We start from the raw sequence: 21,016 nt of genomic DNA, 5'->3' as shown, positions 1-21,016 counted from the left end.
GCAAGCCCCCGTGCGTCCCGCAGAATCAGCGCACTGATCAACGACCTGGGGGTTTGCGCGATGCGTGTTCTGCTGTCCACCTACGGCTCCCGCGGCGACGTCGAGCCGTTGGCGGCGTTCGCGGTGCGGCTGAAGGAACTGGGCGCCGAGGTGACGGTGTGCGCGCCGCCGGACGAGGACTTCGTGCGGCGGCTGGCCGCTGTCGGCGTGCCGCTGGTGCCGGTCGGGCCGTCGGCGCGCGAGCTGACGAAGGCCGCGCCGGCGCCGTCTTCGCTGCCCGAGCGGGCCGCGCAGCTGATCGCGGCCCAGTTCGACGTCATGCCGGCGGCCGCCGAGGACTGTGACGTGCTGGTGGCCACCGGCATGATGCCGACCGCGGCCGGCGCGCTGTCGGTGGCCGAACTGGCCGGGATCCCGGCGCACTACGTGGCGTTCCAGAAGCTGTCGCTGCCGTCGCCGCACCACGCGCCGCTCGCCTACCCCGGCCGGCCGCACCCGGCGGGCGTCACCGACAACCGCGCGCTCTGGGACGTCGACCGAGAGAGCCTGAACGTGCTGTTCGGGCCAGGCCTCAACGCGAGCCGGGCCGCGCACGGCCTGCCCGCGGTGGACGACGTGCGCGGGTTCGTCGTCGGCAAGCGGCCGTGGCTGGCGACCGACCGGGTCCTGGACCCGTGGCTGCCGGACGAGGACCTCGACGTGGTCCAGACCGGCGCGTGGATCGTGCCGGACGAGCGGCCGCTGCCCGCCGACCTGGCGGCGTTCCTGGCCGACGGCGAGCCGCCCGTGTACGTCGGGTTCGGGAGCATGCCGATGCACGCGGCAGCGGACGTCGCCGAGGTGGCCGTGGCGGCGGTGCGGGCGCACGGCCGCCGTCTGGTGCTCAAGCGCGGCTGGGCGGGCCTGACCGTCGAGGGCGACGACGTCTTCCTGGTCGACGAGGTCAACCACCAGGCACTGTTCCCGCGGATGGCGGCGGTCGTGCACCACGGCGGCGCCGGGACCACGACGACGGCCGCGCGGGCCGGCGTCCCTCAGGTGGTCGTGCCGCAGGCGACCGACCAGCCGTACTGGGCGGGCCGGGTCGCCGCGTTGGGCGCCGGCGTCGCCCACGACGGTCCGGTGCCGACGGTCGAATCCCTGACGGCGGCACTCGGCGCGGCCCTGGCCGTGAAGGACCGCGCCGCTGAGGTGGCGGCGCTCGTCAGCACCGACGGCACCGTCGCCGCCGCGAAGCTGCTACTCGACCCGGCGTAGGACGACGACGTCCGCGTCGTGGGCCGCGGTCCAGTCGAAGGGGAGACCCGCGTACTTCAGGTAGGCGCCTGAGTACCGGGCTCCGCTTTCGTCCACATAGGACGATTTGGGACACACTTCGAGACGCACGCGCGACGAGCGTCCCGGGACCAGCGGTGCGCCCGTCAGCTCGCCGGTGTTCCACGCCAGCACCACCACGGTGTCGCCGTCCTCCGAGGTGTACTGGTTCGCGCCCGCCAGGACCCGGGCGACGCCGTGGTGGACGACGTCCCGGATCGACTTGTAGACCGCGACCAGTCCGGCTGCCTCGGCGTGCTGCTCGGGCGTCCACTTCGACAGGTCGGCGCCGATCCCGAGCACCCCGGCCATCGCCGTGACGAACCGGAAGCGCAGCGAGCGTGGCCGCGGGTCGAAGACGCCCGGGGAGTCCGTCACCCACGAGCTCATCAGGTGCGGCGCGTGCATCAGCAGGAACCCGTCCTGGATCGCCAGCCGGTCCAGCGGTCCCGTGTTGTCGCTCGGCCAGACGACGTCGGTGCGCGCGACCGTCGCCAGGTCCGTCCGGCCGCCACCGCCCGCGCACGCCTCGATCGTGACGTGCGGGTGCGCCGCGCGCAGATGGTCCAGCACCGCCAGGTACCCGGCGACGTGCTCGGCGTCCAAGTCCGCATCCGGCGAGCCCGGGCGGCCGCGTTCGGTGGGTGGGCGGTTCATGTCCCACTTCAGGTACGAGATCGGGTACTCGGTCAGCAACGCGTCCAAAGTGGACTTGACGAAGGCGACGACCTCCGGCAAGCCGAGGTCCAGCAGGAGCTGGTTGCGGATCAGCGTCTGCGGGCGGCCGTCGATGCGGTACACCCAGTCCGGGTGCTCGGCGTACAGCCGCGACTTCGGGCTGACCGACTCGGGCTCGACCCACAGCCCGAACTCCAGGCCCAGTTCCCGCACCGACTCGACGAATTCGCCGAACGACGGGTCCGCCGGGGTCCAGTCGCCGAGCCCGCCGGTGTCGTCGTCGCGGCCGGTGAACCAGCCGTCGTCGACCACGAACAGCTCGACGCCGAGGTCGGCCGCCCGCTTCGCCAGCTCCAGCTGGTGCTCGCTCCGGACGTCGAAGCCGGTGGCTTCCCAGGAGTTGTAGAGCACTGGACGCGGCCGTCGCCAACGGGAGCCGGCCAGCACGCGGTCGTAGTCGTGCCACACCGAGGCGAGCCCGGCGAGTCCGTCCACACTGGACGCCAGTGCAACCGCGGGCGTCACCAGGGAAGCACCCGGTTCCAGCAGCACCGGACCCGGCGACGGCAATCGTCCGGCCCGGACGCGCGTCAAGCCTGAAGGCTCGACGTCCGCTTCGATCGACCACGATCCCGGCCACTCCAGGGAGACGCCGTACGCGGGACCGCCGGACGCGTCCTGCACCGCCAGCCACGGCACGTGCGCGTGACCCGGGACGCCGAACCGGCTCTCCATCCGGAACCCGCCGGCGGGCAGGTCCACCGTGCGGCGCGTGAACTCCTGTGACCACTGGCCGGTCAGGTACGTCAACCGGGCGCCGGACACCGTCGGCACGCACACACCCGCCGAGCCCAGCCGGTCGAACTCCAGCGTCGACGAGCCCGTGTTCTCGAACTCGACCCACCGGGTCAGGACGTCCGTTTCGGGCACCGGCCGGTAGCACAGCACCGCACGCAGACCCGAGGGATCGTCCACAAAGGTCACTCGCAGGTCATCGCCCGAGGACGCGGAGTCGAACCGCCACCACGAACCACCGCGCACCGAGACGTCCGCGCCGGAGAACGGGCGCTGCCCCAGCGGCGCGTACTCGACCGGAGCCGCGTCGGCGTCGGTGATGAAGTGCACCGCGCCCGCGTTCGTGAACACCGACGGCCCGTCCTCGATCCCGTGTGGACCCCACGCCACCAGCTCGAGCCAGCGCTCGGTGGGGTCCAGCGCCACGGTGTACGAAGTGGACTTCATGGACATGGTCCACGTCACTTGATCGCCCCGATCGCCAAACCCGAGATGAAGTGCTTCTGGAACCGCAGGAACACGGCCACGGTCGGCACGGCCGCGATGACCGAGCCCGCCGCGATCACGTTCCAGTTGGACACGTACTGGCCCTGCAGGCCGAGCAGCGCCGGCGTCACCGGCATCACGGTCCCGGTGCGCAGCACGGTGATCGACCACAGCAGGTCGTTGAACGTCCACGTGAACGCGAGCGCGCCGAGCGCGGCCAGCGCCGGGCGGGTCATCGGCAGGATGATCCGCCAGAAGATCTGCGCGACGCCGGCGCCGTCGATCAGCGCCGCCTGCTGGATCTCGCCGGGGATCGAGCGCATGAACCCCTGCAGCACGAACGTGTAGAAGCCGAGCCCGAACCCGACCTGCACGACGATCAACGCCGTCAGCGTGTCGTAGATACCCAGCAGCTCCGACAGCTTCGCCACCGGCACGAGCAGGATCTGCGGCGGCAGCAGGTTGCCGGCCAGCATCACCAGGATGATCGTGCGGCGGAACGGGATCTGGTACCGGCTGAGCGCGAACGCCGCCGCCGAGCTGAGCAGCAGCGCGAGCAACACGGTCGGGATCGTCACGAGCAGGCTGTTGAGCATCGCGTGCCCGCCGCCGCCCTCGCCCCATGCCTGCCCGAAGCCGTCCAAGGTGAACGACGACGGCAACGCGCCGAGCCCGTTCGACGCGATGTCCGAAAAGGACCGGACGCTCGTCGTCAGCACCAGCAGGATCGGCAGCAGCCACAGCACCGCCAGCCCGCCGGACAGGAGGTGGAAACCGAAGGTCCGTACCCTCACTGGTCTTCCTCCCGGAACGCGCGCACGAGGTAGGTCACGATCACGCCGAACGCCAGCACGAAGATCACCACGGCGAGCGCGGACGCGTAGCCGAGGCGCAGAGACTGGAACGCCGTCGCGTACATGTACGTGCTGAGCAGCTCGGACGAGTGGTACGGCCCGCCCTTCGTCATCGACCACACGACGTCGAACGACCGCAGCGAGTCGATGATGATCACCGACAGGACTACAGAGTTGACGCTGCGCAGCTGCGGCCACGTCACGTTGCGGAACTGCTGCCAGGCCGTGGCGCCGTCCAGTTTGGCCGCTTCGTAGAGCACCGGGTCGATCCCCTTGAGGCCGGCCAGGTACAGCACCATCACGTACCCGAGCTGCCGCCACAGCGCCGGGACGAGCACCGCGTACAGCGCCGTTTTCGGGTCGGCGAGCCAGGCGTGCTGCCAGCTGCCGAGGCCGATCGCGCCGAGCACCTTGTTGAAGACGCCGTCCGGCTGGTAGATCACCTGCCAGATCAGCGAAGTCGCGACCAGCGAGAACACCACCGGCGTGAACAGCGCGGCCCGGTAGAACCCGACGCCCTTGCGCTCGCGTTGCAACAGGGTCGCCAGCGCGAGCCCGCCGACGGCCGAGAGCCCGCCGAAGAGCACGAGCCAGATCACCGTGTCGAGCGCGGCGGTCTTGAAGATGTCGTCGGAGAACATCTCGGCGAAGTTGCCCAGACCGACGAACGTGGGCGCCGAGACGCCGTCCCAGTTCGTCAACGCCAGGTAGAAGCCCTGCAGCGCCGGCCAGAACACCCAGAACCCCTCGACGACCAGGGGCACCAGGACGAACGCCAGCAGCACCGGTGAGATCCGGCGACGGCGTTTCGGCGCCCGCGCCGCGGTCTTCGGCCGTTCGGCGGTCAGCACCGCCATGTCAGGACTGCCAGACCTTCTGCGCGGCGGTCTGCCAGTCGCTCAGGATCGAGTCCAGCTCGTTGGGCTTCTGGATGAACCGGATCAGCGCGGCGTCGGCGGTCGGCTGCAGTGCGTCAGAGGAGTCGCGGTTGAAGAACTGCGTGATCTCCTTGGCGTCCGCGAGCATCTTGCGTCCCTTTTGGACCAGCGGGGTGCCGTTGTCCTTCGCGGAAGGGTTGGTCGGCAACACCGTGCCGGAGGAGTTCTTGATGTACAGCTCCTGCGCTTCGGCCGTCGCGACGTACTTGAACCACTCCTTGACCTCGGCGACGTGCGGGGTGCGCGCGCTGGCGAAGAAGCCGTCGGTCGGGCCCTCCTCGGCCACCGGCACGGCCGGGTCGAGGATCGGGAACTGGAAGAAGTCGAGGTCGTCGAGCGCGTCTTTCGGGGCGGCGTCGGCGAAGAACGTGCCGGTCAGGACCATGCCGGTGCGGCCCTGCAGCAGCACGGTCGTGGCGTCCTGGAACGCGATCGCGGTGCCGTTGGGGTCGAAGTACGGCAGGGCTTGGCGCCACGGGTCGAAGATCTTCTTGACGTGCGGGTCGTCGAAGCGCTGCTTGCCGGCGAGGAGTTCGCGGTGGAAGGGCGCGCCGTTGATCCGGATGTTGAGGTAGTCGAACCAGGCCGACGCCGTCCACGGCGTGTTGCCGCCGGCGCCGAGCCCGATCGGCGAGATTCCCCTGCCCTTCAACGTTTCGCAGAGCGCGAGGAACTCGGTCCAGTTCGTCGGCGGCTGGACGCCCCACTTGGCGAAGTTGGACTTGCGGTAGAAGAAGCCCCACCAGTAGTAGGACGTCGGGATGAAGACCTGGTGGCCGGCGCCGTCGCCGGAGAGCGCGCGGAACGCGGCGCTGTAGTCGCCCATGGTCTGCCAGACGTCGCCGACGTCGAGGAGCAGGCCCTTGCGCGCGTAGCCGGACAGCAGCGAACCCGGGTACCACGTGAAGGTGTCCGGCGGGGTGGCCGCGGTCAGGTAGCTGGGCAGCTGGGTGCGGAAGGTCTCCGACGCGACGGTGTTGACGGTCGCCGTCGCGCCGCCCTTGTCGCCGAACGCCTTGGCCAGCGCTTCGATCGCCTTCTTCGCCTCGGGCGAGGACAGGTTCGACTGGACGGTGACCGCGCCGGCGGCCTGCTTGACCGGGCCGGAGTTCGCGGAGGTGGCGCAGGCGGCGAGGAAGCTGCCCGAGCCGACGGCGCCCAGCCCGGCGAGGCTCGCGTTGCGCAGGAAACGACGGCGGGACAGGCCTGCACTCGTCATGTCGTGACCCCTTTGTCGGTGGCGCCCGCTAGGGCGTGACTTGCTGCCAAAGAGTGCAACCGGGCGACGCCGGTGTCAAGATGTATTCATAATTTATGACGACTTAGTGGGCAGCGTAGGATGTCTCCGATCCCGACCTGCCAGCTGAGAGGCCCTCCATTGACCGAACACCGGCCACGCGGGCTGCACGGCCAGACCGTGGAGGCACTGGCCAGCCGGATCCTCTCCGACGAGTGGGGCGAGGGCACCGTCCTGGACCTGCCCGCGCTGCGTGAAGAGCTCGACATCAGCCTGACCGCGCTGCGCGAGGCGCTGAAGGTGCTGGCCGCGAAGGGGATGATCGACGCGCGGCAGAAGCGCGGCACGTTCGTCCAGCCGCGCGAGAAGTGGAACATGCTCGACGCCGACGTCATGCGCTGGCAGACCGCGGCCGCCGACGACCCGGGCCTGCTCGACGAGCTGACCGAGGTTCGCGCGGTCGTCGAGCCGGCGGCGGCGCGGATCGCGGCCGAGCGGGCGTCCGACGAGGACGTCGAGTCGCTGCGGGAGGCGCTGGCCGACATGGCCGCGGCGGGCGACGACGCCGAGGCGAGCGTCCAGGCCGACCTGGCCTTCCACCGGCGGCTGATGACCGCCACCCACAACAACTTCCTGATGCGGATGGAACGGATCATCGCGATCGGGCTCGCCGAGCGCGACAAGCTCGTGCACGGCGCGTCGGCGGCGGAAGACCCGGTGCCGAGCCACCGGAAGGTGTTCGACGCGATCGTCGCCGGCGACCCGACGGCGGCCGAGCAGGCGATGCTCGCGCTCGTCACGAAGTCCCGCGACGACCTGGAGAAGGCTCAGCGGAAGCCTGCACGAGGGTAACTCGTCGAGTAACAAAGTTGCATTTGAATCAGGTCGCCGGTCGTGTCGTAATGGGTTCATGACCGACGTTCTGGACACGATGGTTGCCGCGGCCTCGAAGGCCGGACAGGCGTTGCTGGATTCCTTCGACCCGGCGAGCCGCCCGCCGGACCGGGAGGCGATGTACGCGCTCGGCACTCGCCTCGAAGCGACCTCGACTTCGGTGGTGCGCTCGGCGCTCGACGGCGTCGACGGCGTGGGCTGGTGGGACGAAGACGAGAGCGGCCGGGAGGTGCCGGCCGGGCGGTGGTGGGTGGTCGACGGCACCGAGGGCGCGGTCAACCACGTGCACGGCCTGCCGGAGTGGGCGGTGACGATCACGCTGATCACGGACGGGCAGCCGGAGCTGACGGTCGTCCGCCAGCCGATCGGCGACCTGACCTACACCGCCGCACGCGGGCAGGGCGCGTTCCTCAATGGACAGCGGTTGCACGTCTCGGCGAAGACCGAGTTGTCGGCCGCGGCGGTGACGGCGAGCCAGGCGGGCAGCTTCCCGGCGGTCTACGCGCGGTTCGCGAATGCTTGGGCAGCAATGGCTTCGAAGGCGTTGCTGGTGCGCAACACGATCCCGACGACGTTCCCGTTGCTCGGCCTCGCCGCCGGGCAGTACGACGTGTTCTGGCAGTACGAACCCGACCTGCCGGGCTCCGCGGCCGGTTCGCTGCTGGCGCTCGAGGCGGGCGCGGTGGTTTCGGACCTGTCGGGCGGGACTTGGGACGTCAACTCCGCCGACATCCTCGTCGCGGCACCGGGTCTGCACGCCGCGGCGCTCGAGGTGCTCGCGTGAGCCGGGTGGCGGTGCTCGGCGCGTCGGGCGCGGTGGGCAGCGAACTGGTGCGGCAAGCGCTTTCCCGTGGGCATTCGGTGGTGGCGATCAGCCGGCGCCCGTCGCTTCCTCCTGAGGACGGGCTGCTCACGGTGGCGGCTGACGTGTTCGACGGCGCCGGGATCGCGGATGCGTTGCGCGGCAACGAGATCGTGCTGGACGCCTTGGGGTTGCGGAAGGGTGACCCACCGGGCGTGCTGGCGGCGGGGGCGCGGGCGGTGGTGGCGGCGGGACCGTCGCGGGTGGTGTCGGTGGGGGCGTTCGGGACGGGCCCGTCGGCGTCCGCGGCGGGCTGGCTGACCCGGACGTTGCTCTCGCAGTTCATGAAGGAGGAACTGCCGGACAAGGTCGCGGCGGACGCGGCGATCCTCGGCATGGGCGGCACGGTGGTCCAGGTGGGCCCGATGAAGACGGGCCCGGTGAGCCCGACGCGCCGAGCGGTGGGACTCGCCGACGTGCCGCGGCGGTGGTTCCCGGCCTCGGTCACGCACGCAACGGTGGCGGCGGCCATGCTCGACGCGGCCGAGAACGGCCCCCGCGGCGAGGTCCTGGTGGCCCTGCCCAAGTGACGCTCACCAAACGACATGAATGAGTCATTCATGTCGCCAGACGACATGAATGAGTCATTCACGTCATCCGGGCGGGGGCGGACTCCGCGGCTCCGTCCCCCTCCAAGACCTCCGCCAGCGCCGTGCGGCAATGGCCTCGCAGCCACTCGTGCGCCGGGTCCGTGTCGTACCGGCTGTGCCAGCTCACCACCACCGGCGCCCCCGGCAGCTCGATCGGCGGCTCTGTTGCCGTCAACCCCAAGTCCGCCCGCGCCGGCGCCGTCGCGCGGACCGCCAGCACCCCCACCACGTCGCTGTGCGCGATCGCCTGCAACGCCAGCGCCGCCGTCGGCAACGCCGCCACCACCCGGCGACGCAACCCGAGCTCCGCCAGCGCCTTGTCCACCCCGTCGCGCAACCGCCCCCGGCGCGACACGATCACGTGCTCCGCCGCCGCGAACTCCTCGACGTCCAACCGCACGCCGGACCGCGACACCACCGCCAGCCGGTCCTCACCCACCACGAGGTGGCTGATCTCGGGCGAGCCCGACACCGTCGCCCCCACCTCCAGGTCGACGTGGCCACGCGCCAAATCCGGCGTGTCCACCGGGGCCTCCGCCAGCAACCGCAGCCCGATTCCCGGTGCCTCGGCCGACGCCGTCCGCAGCAACGCCGGGAACAGCGCCGCCAGCAGCGCGTCGTGGCCCTGGATGGTGAACGTGCGCCGCAGCGTCGCCGGGTCGACCGTGCGGGCCGGGGCCAGCACCCGGTTCGCGCGGGCCACCAGCGTCCGGACCTCGTCGCGCATCGCCAGCGCGCGTGGGGTCGGGGTCATCGTGCGGCCGGTGCGCACCAGGATGTCGTCGCCGGTCGTCGCCCGGATCCGGGCCAGCGTGCGGCTCATCGCCGGCGGGGTGAGGTGCAGCCGGTCGGCCGCCGCCTGCACGGAGTTCTCTTCCAGCAACGCGTCCAACGCCGTCAGCAGGTTCAAGTCCACCTGCACGACAGTAACGAATCAGGTGCCTTCGAGTGCGTTCTGGAGCATGCGTGACGCCGCCGCGCGCGGGGCCGGGTCGACCGCGATCAGCGCGTTGACGACCGCGCCGTCGACCAGGGCGATCAGCCGTTCGAGCTCGGCGGCGGAAACCGGCGTGCCCGAGCGGGCGAAGATCTCCGTCAGCAGCTCGTCGAGCTGCGCCGACAACGTCCGCATCAACGGCCGCAGGTACGGACGCCGGCCGGTCGCGACCAGCCGCTCGTACCGCAGCAGCACCGCCTCCGCGTCCGCTTCCGGGTCGTCGGTCTCCGGCCCCAGCAGCATCTCCAGCACCAGCTCGACGGTGGCCTGGACGCCCCGGTTGCGCGTCGCCAGCTCCTCCAGCCGGCGGCGGCCGGTCTCCAGCTCGCCGTGCCCGTGGTGCTCGACGGCCGCCGCGACCAGGTCTTCCAGCGAGTCGAAGTAGTACGTCGTCGAGGCGAGCGGCAGCCCCGCGCGCTCGGCGACCGCCCGGTGCCGGACGGCGTCGAACCCGCCCTCGACGAGCAGCTTCGCGGCGGCCTCGACGAGCGCGGCGCGCCGTCGTTCCCCCTTCGGGGTGGTCGCAGCGGTCATGACCGGTCATTCTGCCAACCGGGCGAACCGGGGCTCAGAAGCGGGCCGCGAGATCGTGCGCGAACGCCGCCACCTGCCCCGCGTACGGCGCCGCCGCACCCGAAGCAGGCACGCTGACCAGCACCAATTTCCCACCGGACGCCGTCGCGACCTCGGCCGTCACCGTGCCGGCGGGCTGGGACTTGAAGACCACGGGGAGGCCCTTCGGGTACACCGCCGCGGCGACCTCACCGCCCGGGACCGGGAACCCGGCGGAGCGCGCCGCCGTCGAACAGGCGCCGCCCGGCACGGCCGGGGTACCGGCGACGTGGCCGGGGAGCTCGCCAGCGAGGGCAATGGCGAGCTCCCCGTCCACCTCTTCGCACCCGGAGGCGCCTTCGGCCAGCTGGCCGGTCTTCCCGCCCTGGTCACCTCCCTGCCGAGGTGGTTCGGACGAGAAGTTCGGTGACTCCCCACCGATCTCAGGACGTGCCGGGCTGATCCCGGGTTGCCCCGATCCCGGCCCGGATTGCGACGACACCACGCCGTTGTCCGCGGTCGTCATCGACTCGGGAGTACCCCCGGAAAGCAGTCCGTATGCGCCGAAGCCGACGACGACCAGCGCCGCGGCGCTCACCCCGGTGGTGATCCGGTTCCGGCGCCGCACGGTCTGGCGGCGGGATTCGCGGACGACGTCGTCCTGCGTGAAGCCCGGCGTGGGCGCGTCGCCCGGCGCGGCGGAGAACAACGACCGCAGCTCCTGCTCATCCATTGGTCTCCACCTCCCTCTCGAGGACCTGCCTGAGGTTCGCCAGCCCGCGCGCGGTCTGGCTCTTCACGTTGCCTTCGCTGCAGCCCAGCGCCTTCGCCGCGCCGGTCACGTCGAGTCCTTCGAAGAACCGCATGACCAGCACCGCCCGCTGCTTGGGCGGCACTTCCTTCAACGCCGCGAGCAGGTCCTCCCTGGTCGCGACGAGGTCGTCGAGGCCGGGCGTGTCGTCGGCGGGCTCGGGCAGCGTCTCGGTCTGCCACTCACGCCGCCACGGACGCCGCGATTCGTCGATCGACGCCCGGACGAGCGTCGTGCGGACGTACGCGTCGGTCGCCGCGGGATCCCTGATCTTCTTCCACCTCCGGTGCAGCGCGACGAACGCCGTCTGCGCGAGGTCGTCCGCCCGGTGCCAGTCGCCGCAGAGCATGTACGCGGTCCGGCGCACGGCGTCCCGCCTGGCGGCGAAGTACTCCGCGAACTCCTCCTCGTCGCGCTGGTCCACGCGCAGTCGTGCTCCGCTCTGTTGTCGTCGGTGGGTAGGACGGAATCAGGGGCGTCCACGGTTGCACGGACCGAGTGGGTTCGACCACCCGAGGCCTCATTGATCCTCATCCGGTTGATGTGATGTGATCGCTCCGTGACCTTCACGCTGCCGCCGCTGGACTTCCGTTCCGACACCGTCACCCGTCCGGATGACACGATGCGCGCGGCCATGGCGTCCGCCGAGGTCGGGGACAACGTCCTCGAACGCGACCCGACCATCCAGGCGCTGGAGGAACGCGCCGCGCACGTCCTGGGCATGCCGGCCGCCCTGTGGGTACCGAGTGGGACGATGGCGAACCTCGTCGCGCTGAGCCTCCACCTGCAGCGCGGCGACCGGTTCCTGGCCACGCGGGGCGCGCACGTCCTGTCCAACGAGCTGGGCTCGGCGGCGTGGCTGGCCGGCGGCATGCCGGACATCCTGGAACACGACGGCGGCCCGGGCCGCCCATCGCCCGACGCCCTCGCGGCCGCGATCGGACAACCCGGGCCGTACTTCACATTACGGACATCGCTGCTCTGCCTCGAGAACACCCACAACGCGGCGGGCGGCGCGGTGACCCCGCCCGATGAGCACGCCCAGCTGCTGTCCGTCGCGAAGGAAGCCGGCCTGACCGTGCACCTCGACGGCGCCCGCCTCTGGCAGGCCGCGGTCGCGCTGGAGGTGCCGCCCGCCGCGCTGACGGTCGGCGTCGACAGCGTGTCGGCCTGCTTCAGCAAGGGCTTGGGCGCGCCGGTCGGTTCGGTCGTCGCGGGCAGCGTCGCGTTCGTCGAGCGGGCGCGCCGGATGCGGCAGATGCTCGGCGGCGGCGTCCGGCAGGGCGGTGTCCTCGCCGCGGCCTGCCTGGTCGCGCTCGACCGGATCCCCGAGCTGGCCGAGTCGCACGAGAACGCGCGGCGCCTGGCCGAGGGCCTGCGCGAGCACGGCTGGCCGACGAACGAGCCGGACACCAACATCGTCCTCGCCGACGTCCCGGACATCCCGACCGCGCTCGCCTGGCTCGACTCGCTCGGCATCCGCGCGGTGCCGATGGCGGGCCGGGTCCGGTTCGTCACGCACCGGGACCTGAGCGCGGCCGACGTCGAAGAAGCTTTGCGCCGGATCAAGACCGGCGCTTGACTCAACTGGGGGCAACCGTGAACTGGATCGTGTTCGACTACGGCGACGTGCTGAGCAAGCCGAGCCTGGCCCGCCCGGACCTGGCCGCGCGCATGGGCGTGCCGCTGCCGGAGTTCGAGAAGGCGTACTGGGACTACCGGATCCCGTACGACGCCGGGAGCACGCCGCTCGAGTACTGGCAGACGGTCGGCGACGCGCTGGGCGTGTCCGTCGGCGAAGAGCTGTCGGCCGAGCTGACGCGCGTCGACATCGAGGGCTGGGGTCACCTCGAGCCGTCCTCCGCGGCACTGCTCGACGCGCTGGCCGAGGCGGGCGCGAACCTGGCGCTGCTCTCGAACGCGCCGGTGGTGTTCGGCGAGTGGGCCCGCGCGCAGGACTGGGCGCGCCACTTCCACGTGATGGTGTTCTCGGGCGACGTCCGGTGCGTGAAGCCGGACGCGAAGATCTTCCGCCTCCTGCTCGACGAGCTAGGCGCGGAACCGGCCGACTGCCTGTTCTTCGACGACCGGCCGTCCAATGTGGACGGAGCACGCGCGGTCGGGCTCAAGGCCGAGGTCTGGAACGGCGCCGACGCGGCGAAGGCGTGGCTCGAGTGAGCCACGCCCGGCCCGCCGGTCAGTAGCGGTTGATGCGGCGCGGGTCCTTGCGGCCGCCGCTGATGGCCTTGTAGCCGGCCGCGCCGAGGAAGGCGATGCCGCCGATGATGGCGATCCACAGGACGGCCTTGAACACGAAGCCGATCACGGCGCCCAGCACCATGAACGCCACCCAGGCGACGATCAGGCCGCCGACGATCTTCCAGAACATGGCTTCCTCCGATTGCTCCCGTGGCCTCACCGGCCCGATGCCTCCACTGTGGCACCTCGGCCGGGGAAACTCCCCTCGTCGAGCCAACGTTCAGGGATGAATCAGGGTTCCCCCTGGCGCAGCCACCCCCCGAGCCGCCGGACGCCTTCGTCGATGTCGGCCGCGCTGCCGGCGAAGGAGAACCGGACGTACTTGCCGCCGTCGACCGGGTCGAAGTCGACGCCGGGCGTGATGGCGAGGCCCGTGTCGGCGAGCAGCCGCTGGCACCAGCTCAGGCTGTCCTCGGTGTACGCGCTGACGTCGGCGTACGCGTAGAAGGCGCCGTCGGCCGGGGCGAGCTTGTCCAGGCCGATGCCCTTGAGCCCCGCGAAGAGCCGGTCGCGGTTGGCGCGGTAGTGCTCGACGTGCGCGTCGGCCTCCGCGTACGCCTCCGGCGTGAAGGCCGCGAGCGCGGCGTACTGCGAAACCGCGGGCGGGCAGATGGTGAAGTTCCCGGTCAGGACGTCGACGGCGCGGTGCAGCCGCTGCGGCACGAGCATCCAGCCGAGCCGCCAGCCGGTCATCGCGAAGTACTTCGAGAAGCTCCCGAGCACGAGCGGCTCGCGCCCGTACTGCCACGCGCAGTCGAGCCCGGCGCCGTAGGAGATGCCGTGGTAGATCTCGTCGCTGATCAGCTGAACGCCGTGCGACGAGCACCAGCCGGTGATGGCGGCGAGCTCGCCGGGCGGCAGGACGGTCCCGGTCGGGTTGCTCGGGCTGGCGACGATCAGGCCGTCGATCGGGCCGAGCTGGTCCAGCAGTTCAACGGTCGGCTGGAAGTTCGTCTCGGCGGTGGTCGCGAACTCGACGACCTCGCAGCCGAGGACGGACAGCAGGTTCCGGTAGGCGGGGTAGCCGGGCCGGGCCATCGCGACCTTGGCACCGGGGTCGAAGGCGCTGAGGAAGGCGAGCAGGAACCCGCCGGACGACCCGGTGGTCATGACGACGTCCCGCGCGCTGACGTCGAGGCGGTACTTCCGCTGGTAGTGCCCGGCGACGGCCTCGCGCAGCTCGGGGACGCCGAGCTGTTCGGTGTAGCCGAGGGTGCTGTCTTGGAGGGCCTTCTGCGCGGCTTCGAGCACGGGCTTCGGAGCGGGAGCGGAGGGCTGCCCGGCGGCGAGCGACACGAGATCGCCGTGGCTGCGCTGCCGGGCCCCCGCCGCGGAGAGGACGTCCATGACGTGGAAGGGCGGCACACCGGCCCGCAGCGCGGGACCCGCCTCGAGGTCGGCCATGGGGCCAGGCTAGTAGCCCCGGTAGGCACCTCCGTGGGCCATGGCCTTGATGCCGGGCACGTTGTCGAGGCCGCCGTAGCGGTCGTAGGAGTACCGGACACCCGCGATGATGTTGTCGACCGGGTTGTAGATGTTGTCGTGGCCGGGCAGCTTGTGGGCGTTGAACGTCGAGTCGATGCACTGCATGAGCCCCTTGGACGGGTGCCCCGCGGCAGCATTGGAGTCCCAGTTGTTGATGGCGTTGGGATTCCCGCCCGACTCGTGCTGGATGATCGCCCAGATGTTCGGGATGTCGGCCTCGGTCACCGGCACGCCGGCGGCCTGGAGTGCCTTGATGGCCTCCTGGATCCACTGCTGGACGTTGCCGGGCGGGGGCGACGACGGCGGGCCGCCGCTCGGGCCGAGGCCGCCGCCTCCGCCACCTCCGCCGCCGCCTCCTCCGCCACCGCCGCCGTGGTGGGAGGAGCCGTTGCTGTGGATGCCGCCGGTGCTCTGCGGGGCCGCCGGGGTGCTCGCCGGGAGCGGGACCTGGTCGTAGCCGCCCTCGATCTGCTGGGACATCAGCTTCTGCGACGCCTTGATCGCCGTGTCGGCCTGGGTCTGCAACCCCGTCACGTCGCCGTCGAAACCGGCGGTGATGTCGTGGATGTCGGTCGCGGCCTTCGCCTTGATGTCCGCGGAACTCTGGGCGGGGGCCGGCTTGTTGGGGTCTTGCTGGTGCTGCGCGGCTTGGGCGTCCGCCTTGTTCATCGCGTCCTGGGCCTGCGCGTTGCGGGCGTTGACCGCCTTTTCCGCGCCGTCCTGCTTGTCCTGGACGTTCTTCTTGATCTGCGCGAGGCTCGCCTGCAGGTCGTCGAGGTCCTTGGCGACGTCTTCGAGGTGGGTCTGCACCTTGGTGCCGGCGTCGCGGACCTGGCGGACGTAGGTGAAGAACTGGTCGGCGGCCGGACCGGCCCACACTTTCGCGTCCAGCGAATCGGTGGACGTCTTCAGCGACGCGTTGTGGTCACCCGCGTTCTTGCCCGCCTCGCGGAACTGCGTCGCCGCGTCGGTGATTTTCTGCAGGTCGACCTTTTCGACCTGCTGGACCTTCTTGAGGAAAGCGTCCCAATTGTCCGGCGTTCCGGCGCCGACCCCGTTCAAGCCCACTCTCGTGCCCCCTGCTCAGTTCACTTGTCGACGTGGAGGGTCAGGTCGCTCGCACCGACCTGGTCGGTCTCGGCGATCAGCCCGGCGGCCTTGCGCATGGCGAACCCCAGCGCCTCCATGTGCTTGCCCGCGGCGTCGAACTGGCTGTGCACGCCGTCCTTGAACTTGCCGACCGCGCCGTGCGCGTCACCCGTCTCGTCCATGCCGCCGAAGGGGCTTTCCTTCTCGTGGTCCAGGCCGGTGACCTTCTGCTTGGACTTCTCGAACTCGTCCTTCAGCTTCTCCACCTGGCCGGCCGCGATGGCCATCGATTCGGTGTCGTAGACAGGCACGGTTCGTCATCCCCTTCGGAAACTCGTATCCGCCCGATCAGACGTCGTCATGACCGGGACGGTTCCCGCGCTTACTTTATGACTTCCCGAGGGGCGCGCGTGCGGATCCCGGGCAACTTCCACCCGGCGGGGCTCAGGCCTCCGCCACCAGCTCGCGGATCCGGGTCGCGAGCAGGGCGTTGTCCGCCGGGGTCACGGTCGCCCACTCGCGGCCTTCGCGGTCCGAGACCACCTGGAACAGGTACCGGCCGGCGTCGGTGTCGAAGAACGCCACCACGCGACCTGCTCGGTGGACCACGCCGTCGCGGCCGACGCGTTCCGCGCCGAACTGGCCGCGGGCCTCCTGGCCCAGCAGCATCCCCGACAGCTCCTGCGCGTGGAACAGCTCGACGCCGCGGTCCTCCAACGCCGTGACCAGTGCCTTCGCGTCGCCCTTCGCCGCCGAATCGGCCGAGCGGAGGACGTCGTACGGGATGCTCACCGTCTGGCCGATGCCCGGGCCGAGGTCGCCCGCCACCGAGACCGCCGTCTCCGCGAGGCCGTCTTCGGTCGCCGGGATGAGCCAGACCTCGCCGTGGTCGACCACCGCGAGGACCGCCTGGCCGCGGGCGCTCACCGCGCGGCCGCGGATCTCGCGCTCGGCCCACACCCAGACGTCGATGCCGTACTGCGGGCGGGCCAGCAGGTGCAGCTGGTCGGCCACCTCGCCGGTCACCCGGCGGTTGCGGGCCAGGCGCCGCTCGCTCAGCGACGCCCACGCCGCGTCCACCAGCTCGCGCCGTTCGGCGTGGGTGGTTCCCTCGCTCGGCACGTCCAGCGCGACGTGGCGGCGGGGTAGTTCGAGCGACTCCCAGAGCACGTCGAACTCGTGCGCGGACAGCACCAGCGACACGGTCAGCGGTCCCCTTCGTGGTCGCCGATGACGTCGGGCGAGACCATCCGCTGGTCGGCGAACAGGTCCTGGTCGTCGACGCCGAAGCGGCGGACGTGCTCGGCGTCGTCCTCCCGCGGGGCCGCCTCGTTGAGGAACTTCGCCTCGCCGGGCTTCTGCTTCGGGCTGATCTGCTCCGACTTGCGCAGCGCGGCGGCCTCCTCCTCGGGCAGCTCGCCGACCGGCAGCGGCCGCACCGGGCCCTTGGCCGGGCCCTTCTCGCGCCGCTGGCGGTCCTTGTCGCCGCTCAGCGCGCCACCGGCCGCGCCCGCGCCGAGCGCCGCCGCGCCCGCGCCGATCTCACCGGGGGTCGCGCCGGGCTTGACCGTGAACCCGCGTTCGGCCGTGAACTGGCCGGGTGGGAGCGGCGCCTGCGGCATCGAGCCGACCGTGCGGCCCTTGGCCAGCAGCCCGTCCGGGCCGCGGCCCGCCGAGCTGTCGAGACCGGCCGAGCCGCCGGACGCGCCCCCGCCGCCGAGCGACTTGATGGGCGCCGTCGCCGGCGACGAGCCGGGCGGCAGCGAGCCGGGCGCACCCGGCGGGACGAACTGCTCACCACTCGCGCCGACGGCCAGGCCGGGCGAGAAGTGCGTGGCGTCGCCGGACGCCGTGCCGCGGCCCGGGGCGTTGACCCAGCCGGGCGCGGGCGTCGACGTCGGCGGCTTGACGCCGGCCGGGGTCGTCGACGACGAAGGCGTCGTGTGCTGGGCGGCCGGCGCGGTCGCCGAGCCGGTCTGGCGCGGCGGCTGCGGCGCGGGCCGGGACGGCTGCTGCGCCGCGACGCCGTAGACCGGGGTCGGCGGGTCGGCGTGGACCGTGTGCGACACCGGCTGCACCACCGGCGGCTCGACGCGCACCGAGCGGACCTTGTCCGAAGCGGGCTTCACGCCGCCGTCCGGCGTCACCGCTACGGCGGCGCCCGCGACGTCCAGCACGCCCGGCGTGATCCCGGGGGCGGCCAGCTTGAGCGACTCGGGGTCGGCCAGCGACTGCGTCGAGAGCAGGTTGGTGCCGCTCTCCTGCGCGTACTCGTTGAGCGCCTGCTTCGCCTGCTCCTTGGCGTTGTTCGCGGCCTCGACCTGACGCGCGTGGTCGGTCTCGAAGCCGATGAGGGACAGCAGCAGGCCGTCGGTCAGCGTGTAGCCGCCCGCGCCCTTCCGGACGGTCTCGGCGTCCGGCAGCTTGTACTTGGTGCGGTTGAAGGATTCGCCCTGCTCGAACACCATTTCGGCGGCGTGCGCGACCTTCGTCGTGGCGTCCTGGGAGAACCCGGCCTGCTCGGTGAGCACCTGGCTCGCCGCGCCGCCCGCCTGGCTCTGCCACTCGACGCCGAGCTTCAGCAGCTGCGCGCGCAGCGTCTGGTCGGTGTGGGCGAGCGCGGTCGCGACGGCCTTCAGCGCGTCGACGGCCGTGCCGATGCTGCCGGTGCCGTCACCGTTGACCATCCGCGTGATCTGGTCGGCGATCGCGGTGTTGGTCCAGCCGTCGAAGCGGTGGTTCTGGATGCCGGCCGCGAGCTCGGAGAATTCCACGCGCCCTCCCTAGTTGCGTGCTTTCAAGGACTGCAACGCGATGTCGGCGGCGTGCACCGACATCTCGCACAGCTGCGGCTGCGTGAGCTGGCCGCGGGTGATGGCGAAGGTCTGGACGGCCAGCGTCTGGCCGCGCGCGACGCCGACGAGCGCCTCGCAGTCGGCGGGGTCGCCCGCCGCGCGGTAGTTCGTCAGCGCCGGGTAGCCGCCGATCGTCTTCGGCTCGGTGGTCATGCTGTTCTTCTTGCGGGCCCCGGTGATCCACTCGTCGAGGTCCGCCGTCACGGCGCGGACGTGGTAGGCGTGCACCGGCTCGGCGCCGTCGGCGTCGAACACGCACGTCGGCCCGTCCTCCGACGGGCCTTCGCGGGGCGTGCTGGTGATCTTCAGCGCGTCGAGCTGCACCTGCGGGAAGACGTCGCACAGGTTGACGCCCTGCAGCGGCAGGTCGGCCGGGCGCTGCGGCAGCTGGGCCGCCTTCGCGCTCTGCGACGCCGCTGTCGCGGCCGTCTCGACCGGGTAGGGGGTGCCTTCGGTGCCCGCCGAGCAGCCGGCGAGCGCCGCCGTCGCGAGCACGCCCCCGGTGATCCGCAGCGCGCGGCTACGCACCGTGCTTGCCGCGGTCACCGAACACGGCCGCCTTCTCCTCGTCGCTGACCTTGTAGTCCTTGGCGGCGTCCCGCAGCTGCGAGACGAGGCGCTTCAGGCCGGCGACGTACTCGCGGACCTGGCCCGCGTAGGAGCGGTCGCCGTCGGCGATGAGGGCGTTCCAGGCTTCGATGGACTGGGTGCTGATCACATCGGCCGAGGGCGCGTCGATCCGCAGCAGGCCGAGCTTGGTGAGCAGCTGGTCTTCGAGGGCGTTGGCCTGCTCCTCGACGATCCGGGCGACGTCGAGCAGCTTGTCCGGGTGGACCAGGACGTCCGCGGCGGCCGGAGCCACGGGGACGGCCGGGCTGAGGTCGTACGAGGGTCCTGACATGCTCTCCCCTGACGTCATGCGGACAGTGACCGGCCGGCTCCCGACGAGGTTACCAACCCACGTGTAGCAGGAGCCTGAGGTTGGACGAAGACCGGACGCCGCCGGTTCCGCCCGTCAGGCGCGTTGTTTAGCCGGGGCGCCGACCTCGCCGTTCGCCGCCTTGAGGGCGATGTCCGTGCGGTGGTGCGAGCCCGCGAGGTGGATCTTCTCGACGGTCTCGTACGCGTGCTTGCGCGCCGACTTGAGCGTCTTGCCGGTGCCGACGACCGACAGCACGCGGCCGCCGGAGGAGACGACGGCGCCGTCGTCGCGGCGGCGGGTGCCCGCGTGCAGCACGCCCTCCAGCTCGGCGCCGCCGATGACGTCACCGGTGCGCGGCTTGCCGGGGTAGCCGTCGGCGGCGATCACGACGGTGACCGCGGCGCCGCCGGCCCACTCCAGCGGCGGGTGCTCGGCGAGCTTGCCGGTGGCGGTGGCGTGCATCAGCCCGGCGATCGGGCTGCGCAGCAGGGCCAGCACGACCTGCGTCTCCGGGTCGCCGAAGCGGCAGTTGAACTCGATGACCTGCGGGCCGTCGGAGGTCAGCGCGAGCCCGGCGTAGAGCAGGCCGGAGAACGGCGCCCCGCGCTCGACGAGCTCGTCGGCGACCGGCTGGACGACCCGCTCGACCAGCTCGTCGACCAGGTTTTCGGGCGCCCAGGGCAGCGGCGCGTAGGCGCCCATGCCGCCGGTGTTCGGGCCGGCGTCGTCGTCGCCGACGCGCTTGAAGTCCTGCGCGGGCAGCAGCGGGACGACGGTGTTGCCGTCCACGAAGCAGAACAGCGAGGCTTCCGGACCGTCCAAAAAGGACTCCAAGAGGACCGGGTGGCCGCCGTCGAGCAGCATGATGGCGTGCTTGCGCGCGACGTCGTAGTCGGTGGTGACGACGACGCCCTTGCCGGCGGCGAGGCCGTCGTCCTTGACCACCCAGGTCGGGCCGAAGCGGGCCAGCGCGGCGTCGAGGCGGGCCGGGTTGTCGACCACCTCGCTGCGCGCGGTCGGCACGTTCGCGGCCGCCATGACGTCCTTCGCGAACGCCTTGGAGCCTTCGATCCGCGCGGCGGCGGCCGAGGGCCCGAAGCAGGCGATGCCCGCCTTCCGGACGGCATCGGCGACCCCGGCGACGAGCGGGACCTCGGGCCCGACGACGACGAGATCGGCCTGCCAGCTCTTCGCGAGCGCGGCAACCGCCTCGGGATCGGCCGCTTCGACACCGAGCTGCTCGGCCACGGCGGCGGTCCCGGCATTGCCGGGAGCGCAGGCCAGGGCGGTGACGGCGGGGTCGCCGGAGGCCGCGAGGACGAGTGCATGCTCCCGGGCGCCGGACCCGATTACCAGTACGCGCACGCCGCACAGCGTATCCGGCCGGTTCCGCGCCGG

General features: G+C 71.6%; 23 protein-coding genes. 6 read left to right on the top strand and 17 right to left on the bottom strand.

Annotated elements, in window-relative coordinates; translation table 11 throughout:
- Positions 1-60 precede the first annotated feature (60 nt).
- Positions 61-1,257, top strand: coding sequence for a glycosyltransferase (locus ACIQWX_RS07200; RefSeq protein ID WP_400866786.1), 1,197 nt, complete (start codon positions 61-63; stop codon positions 1,255-1,257).
- Here the strand turns inward: ACIQWX_RS07200 and ACIQWX_RS07195 are convergent.
- Genes ACIQWX_RS07195 through ACIQWX_RS07180 form a run of 4 tightly spaced genes read right to left on the bottom strand, consistent with a single transcriptional unit; the run spans position 1,240 to position 6,284 of the window.
- Positions 1,240-3,234 carry an alpha-galactosidase gene (locus tag ACIQWX_RS07195; RefSeq protein WP_400866783.1) on the bottom strand — a complete coding sequence of 665 codons (1,995 nt, stop codon included), beginning with the start codon at positions 3,232-3,234 and terminating at the stop codon, positions 1,240-1,242. The two genes, ACIQWX_RS07200 and ACIQWX_RS07195, sit on opposite strands and share 18 nt — an antisense overlap.
- Positions 3,235-3,248: 14 nt before the next feature.
- Complete coding sequence (locus ACIQWX_RS07190) at positions 3,249-4,067, bottom strand: carbohydrate ABC transporter permease (protein ID WP_400866780.1); 819 nt, start codon at positions 4,065-4,067, stop codon at positions 3,249-3,251.
- Positions 4,064-4,984 carry a carbohydrate ABC transporter permease gene (locus ACIQWX_RS07185; RefSeq protein ID WP_400866777.1) on the bottom strand — a complete coding sequence of 307 codons (921 nt, stop codon included), beginning with the start codon at positions 4,982-4,984 and terminating at the stop codon, positions 4,064-4,066. Before ACIQWX_RS07185 ends, ACIQWX_RS07190 begins: the two co-directional genes overlap by 4 nt.
- A 1-nt stretch (position 4,985) precedes the next feature.
- Positions 4,986-6,284 carry an ABC transporter substrate-binding protein gene (locus ACIQWX_RS07180; protein ID WP_400866774.1) on the bottom strand — a complete coding sequence of 433 codons (1,299 nt, stop codon included), beginning with the start codon at positions 6,282-6,284 and terminating at the stop codon, positions 4,986-4,988.
- A 159-nt stretch (positions 6,285-6,443) separates the two neighbouring features.
- Between ACIQWX_RS07180 and ACIQWX_RS07175 the strand changes: the two genes are divergently transcribed.
- Genes ACIQWX_RS07175 through ACIQWX_RS07165 form a run of 3 tightly spaced genes read left to right on the top strand, consistent with a single transcriptional unit; the run spans position 6,444 to position 8,588 of the window.
- Positions 6,444-7,154, top strand: coding sequence for a FadR/GntR family transcriptional regulator (locus ACIQWX_RS07175; RefSeq protein WP_400866772.1), 711 nt, complete (start codon positions 6,444-6,446; stop codon positions 7,152-7,154).
- A 58-nt stretch (positions 7,155-7,212) separates the two neighbouring features.
- The gene (locus tag ACIQWX_RS07170) at positions 7,213-7,980 is read left to right on the top strand and encodes an inositol monophosphatase family protein (protein WP_400866769.1); all 768 of its coding nucleotides are present in this window, start codon (positions 7,213-7,215) and stop codon (positions 7,978-7,980) included.
- A complete protein-coding gene (locus tag ACIQWX_RS07165) occupies positions 7,977-8,588 on the top strand; it encodes an NAD(P)-dependent oxidoreductase (RefSeq protein ID WP_400866766.1) in 612 nt (203 codons plus the stop codon). The genes ACIQWX_RS07170 and ACIQWX_RS07165 overlap by 4 nt, the downstream gene beginning before the upstream one ends.
- Positions 8,589-8,646: 58 nt before the next feature.
- Here the strand turns inward: ACIQWX_RS07165 and ACIQWX_RS07160 are convergent, their stop codons facing one another.
- The 4 genes from ACIQWX_RS07160 to ACIQWX_RS07145 are packed head-to-tail and all read right to left on the bottom strand — an operon-like array spanning position 8,647 to position 11,432.
- Positions 8,647-9,564 (bottom strand): LysR family transcriptional regulator, encoded by a 918-nt coding sequence (locus tag ACIQWX_RS07160; protein ID WP_400866764.1) that lies wholly within the window; start codon positions 9,562-9,564, stop codon positions 8,647-8,649.
- 18 nt (positions 9,565-9,582) lie between these two features.
- Positions 9,583-10,179, bottom strand: a complete 597-nt coding sequence (locus tag ACIQWX_RS07155; RefSeq protein ID WP_400866761.1) for a TetR/AcrR family transcriptional regulator — start codon at positions 10,177-10,179, stop codon at positions 9,583-9,585.
- Positions 10,180-10,213: 34 nt separating this feature from the next.
- A complete protein-coding gene (locus ACIQWX_RS07150; RefSeq protein WP_400866759.1) occupies positions 10,214-10,930 on the bottom strand; it encodes a hypothetical protein in 717 nt (238 codons plus the stop codon).
- Positions 10,923-11,432, bottom strand: coding sequence for a SigE family RNA polymerase sigma factor (locus ACIQWX_RS07145; protein ID WP_400866756.1), 510 nt, complete (start codon positions 11,430-11,432; stop codon positions 10,923-10,925). The genes ACIQWX_RS07150 and ACIQWX_RS07145 overlap by 8 nt, the downstream gene beginning before the upstream one ends.
- A gap of 135 nt (positions 11,433-11,567) precedes the next feature.
- Between ACIQWX_RS07145 and ACIQWX_RS07140 the strand changes: the two genes are divergently transcribed.
- Together ACIQWX_RS07140 and ACIQWX_RS07135 are read left to right on the top strand one after the other, a co-directional pair.
- Positions 11,568-12,590, top strand: a complete 1,023-nt coding sequence (locus ACIQWX_RS07140) for a threonine aldolase family protein (RefSeq protein ID WP_400866753.1) — start codon at positions 11,568-11,570, stop codon at positions 12,588-12,590.
- A gap of 17 nt (positions 12,591-12,607) precedes the next feature.
- Entirely contained in the window at positions 12,608-13,186 is a 579-nt protein-coding gene (locus ACIQWX_RS07135; RefSeq protein ID WP_400866751.1) for an HAD family hydrolase, read from the top strand.
- 19 nt (positions 13,187-13,205) lie between these two features.
- Here the strand turns inward: ACIQWX_RS07135 and ACIQWX_RS07130 are convergent, their stop codons facing one another.
- The 9 genes from ACIQWX_RS07130 to purD form a co-directional block, all read right to left on the bottom strand.
- Positions 13,206-13,397, bottom strand: coding sequence for a hypothetical protein (locus tag ACIQWX_RS07130; RefSeq protein ID WP_400866748.1), 192 nt, complete (start codon positions 13,395-13,397; stop codon positions 13,206-13,208).
- A 101-nt stretch (positions 13,398-13,498) separates the two neighbouring features.
- Positions 13,499-14,671, bottom strand: a complete 1,173-nt coding sequence (locus ACIQWX_RS07125) for a pyridoxal phosphate-dependent aminotransferase (RefSeq protein ID WP_400866746.1) — start codon at positions 14,669-14,671, stop codon at positions 13,499-13,501.
- A gap of 9 nt (positions 14,672-14,680) precedes the next feature.
- Positions 14,681-15,820: a transglycosylase SLT domain-containing protein gene (locus tag ACIQWX_RS07120; RefSeq protein WP_400866744.1), complete on the bottom strand. Its 1,140-nt coding sequence runs from the start codon at positions 15,818-15,820 to the stop codon at positions 14,681-14,683.
- Between the two features lie 20 nt (positions 15,821-15,840).
- A complete protein-coding gene (locus ACIQWX_RS07115) occupies positions 15,841-16,152 on the bottom strand; it encodes a hypothetical protein (protein ID WP_364447879.1) in 312 nt (103 codons plus the stop codon).
- A 133-nt stretch (positions 16,153-16,285) separates the two neighbouring features.
- Positions 16,286-17,044 carry an ESX secretion-associated protein EspG gene (locus ACIQWX_RS07110; RefSeq protein ID WP_400866741.1) on the bottom strand — a complete coding sequence of 253 codons (759 nt, stop codon included), beginning with the start codon at positions 17,042-17,044 and terminating at the stop codon, positions 16,286-16,288.
- 2 nt (positions 17,045-17,046) lie between these two features.
- Positions 17,047-18,615, bottom strand: a complete 1,569-nt coding sequence (locus tag ACIQWX_RS07105; protein ID WP_400866739.1) for a hypothetical protein — start codon at positions 18,613-18,615, stop codon at positions 17,047-17,049.
- A gap of 9 nt (positions 18,616-18,624) precedes the next feature.
- The gene (locus tag ACIQWX_RS07100) at positions 18,625-19,191 is read right to left on the bottom strand and encodes a DUF3558 domain-containing protein (RefSeq protein ID WP_400869434.1); all 567 of its coding nucleotides are present in this window, start codon (positions 19,189-19,191) and stop codon (positions 18,625-18,627) included.
- 25 nt (positions 19,192-19,216) lie between these two features.
- Positions 19,217-19,597 (bottom strand): hypothetical protein, encoded by a 381-nt coding sequence (locus ACIQWX_RS07095; protein ID WP_400866736.1) that lies wholly within the window; start codon positions 19,595-19,597, stop codon positions 19,217-19,219.
- Positions 19,598-19,711: 114 nt separating this feature from the next.
- Positions 19,712-20,983 (bottom strand): phosphoribosylamine--glycine ligase, encoded by a 1,272-nt coding sequence (gene purD / locus ACIQWX_RS07090; RefSeq protein WP_400866734.1) that lies wholly within the window; start codon positions 20,981-20,983, stop codon positions 19,712-19,714.
- Between the last annotated feature and the right edge of the window lie 33 nt (positions 20,984-21,016).

This window comes from Amycolatopsis sp. NPDC098790 (assembly GCF_044759945.1).
Classification (GTDB): Bacteria; Actinomycetota; Actinomycetes; order Mycobacteriales; family Pseudonocardiaceae; genus Amycolatopsis.
Note: the sequence above shows the minus strand (reverse complement) of the source record. Positions and strands in the feature narration are given on the sequence as shown.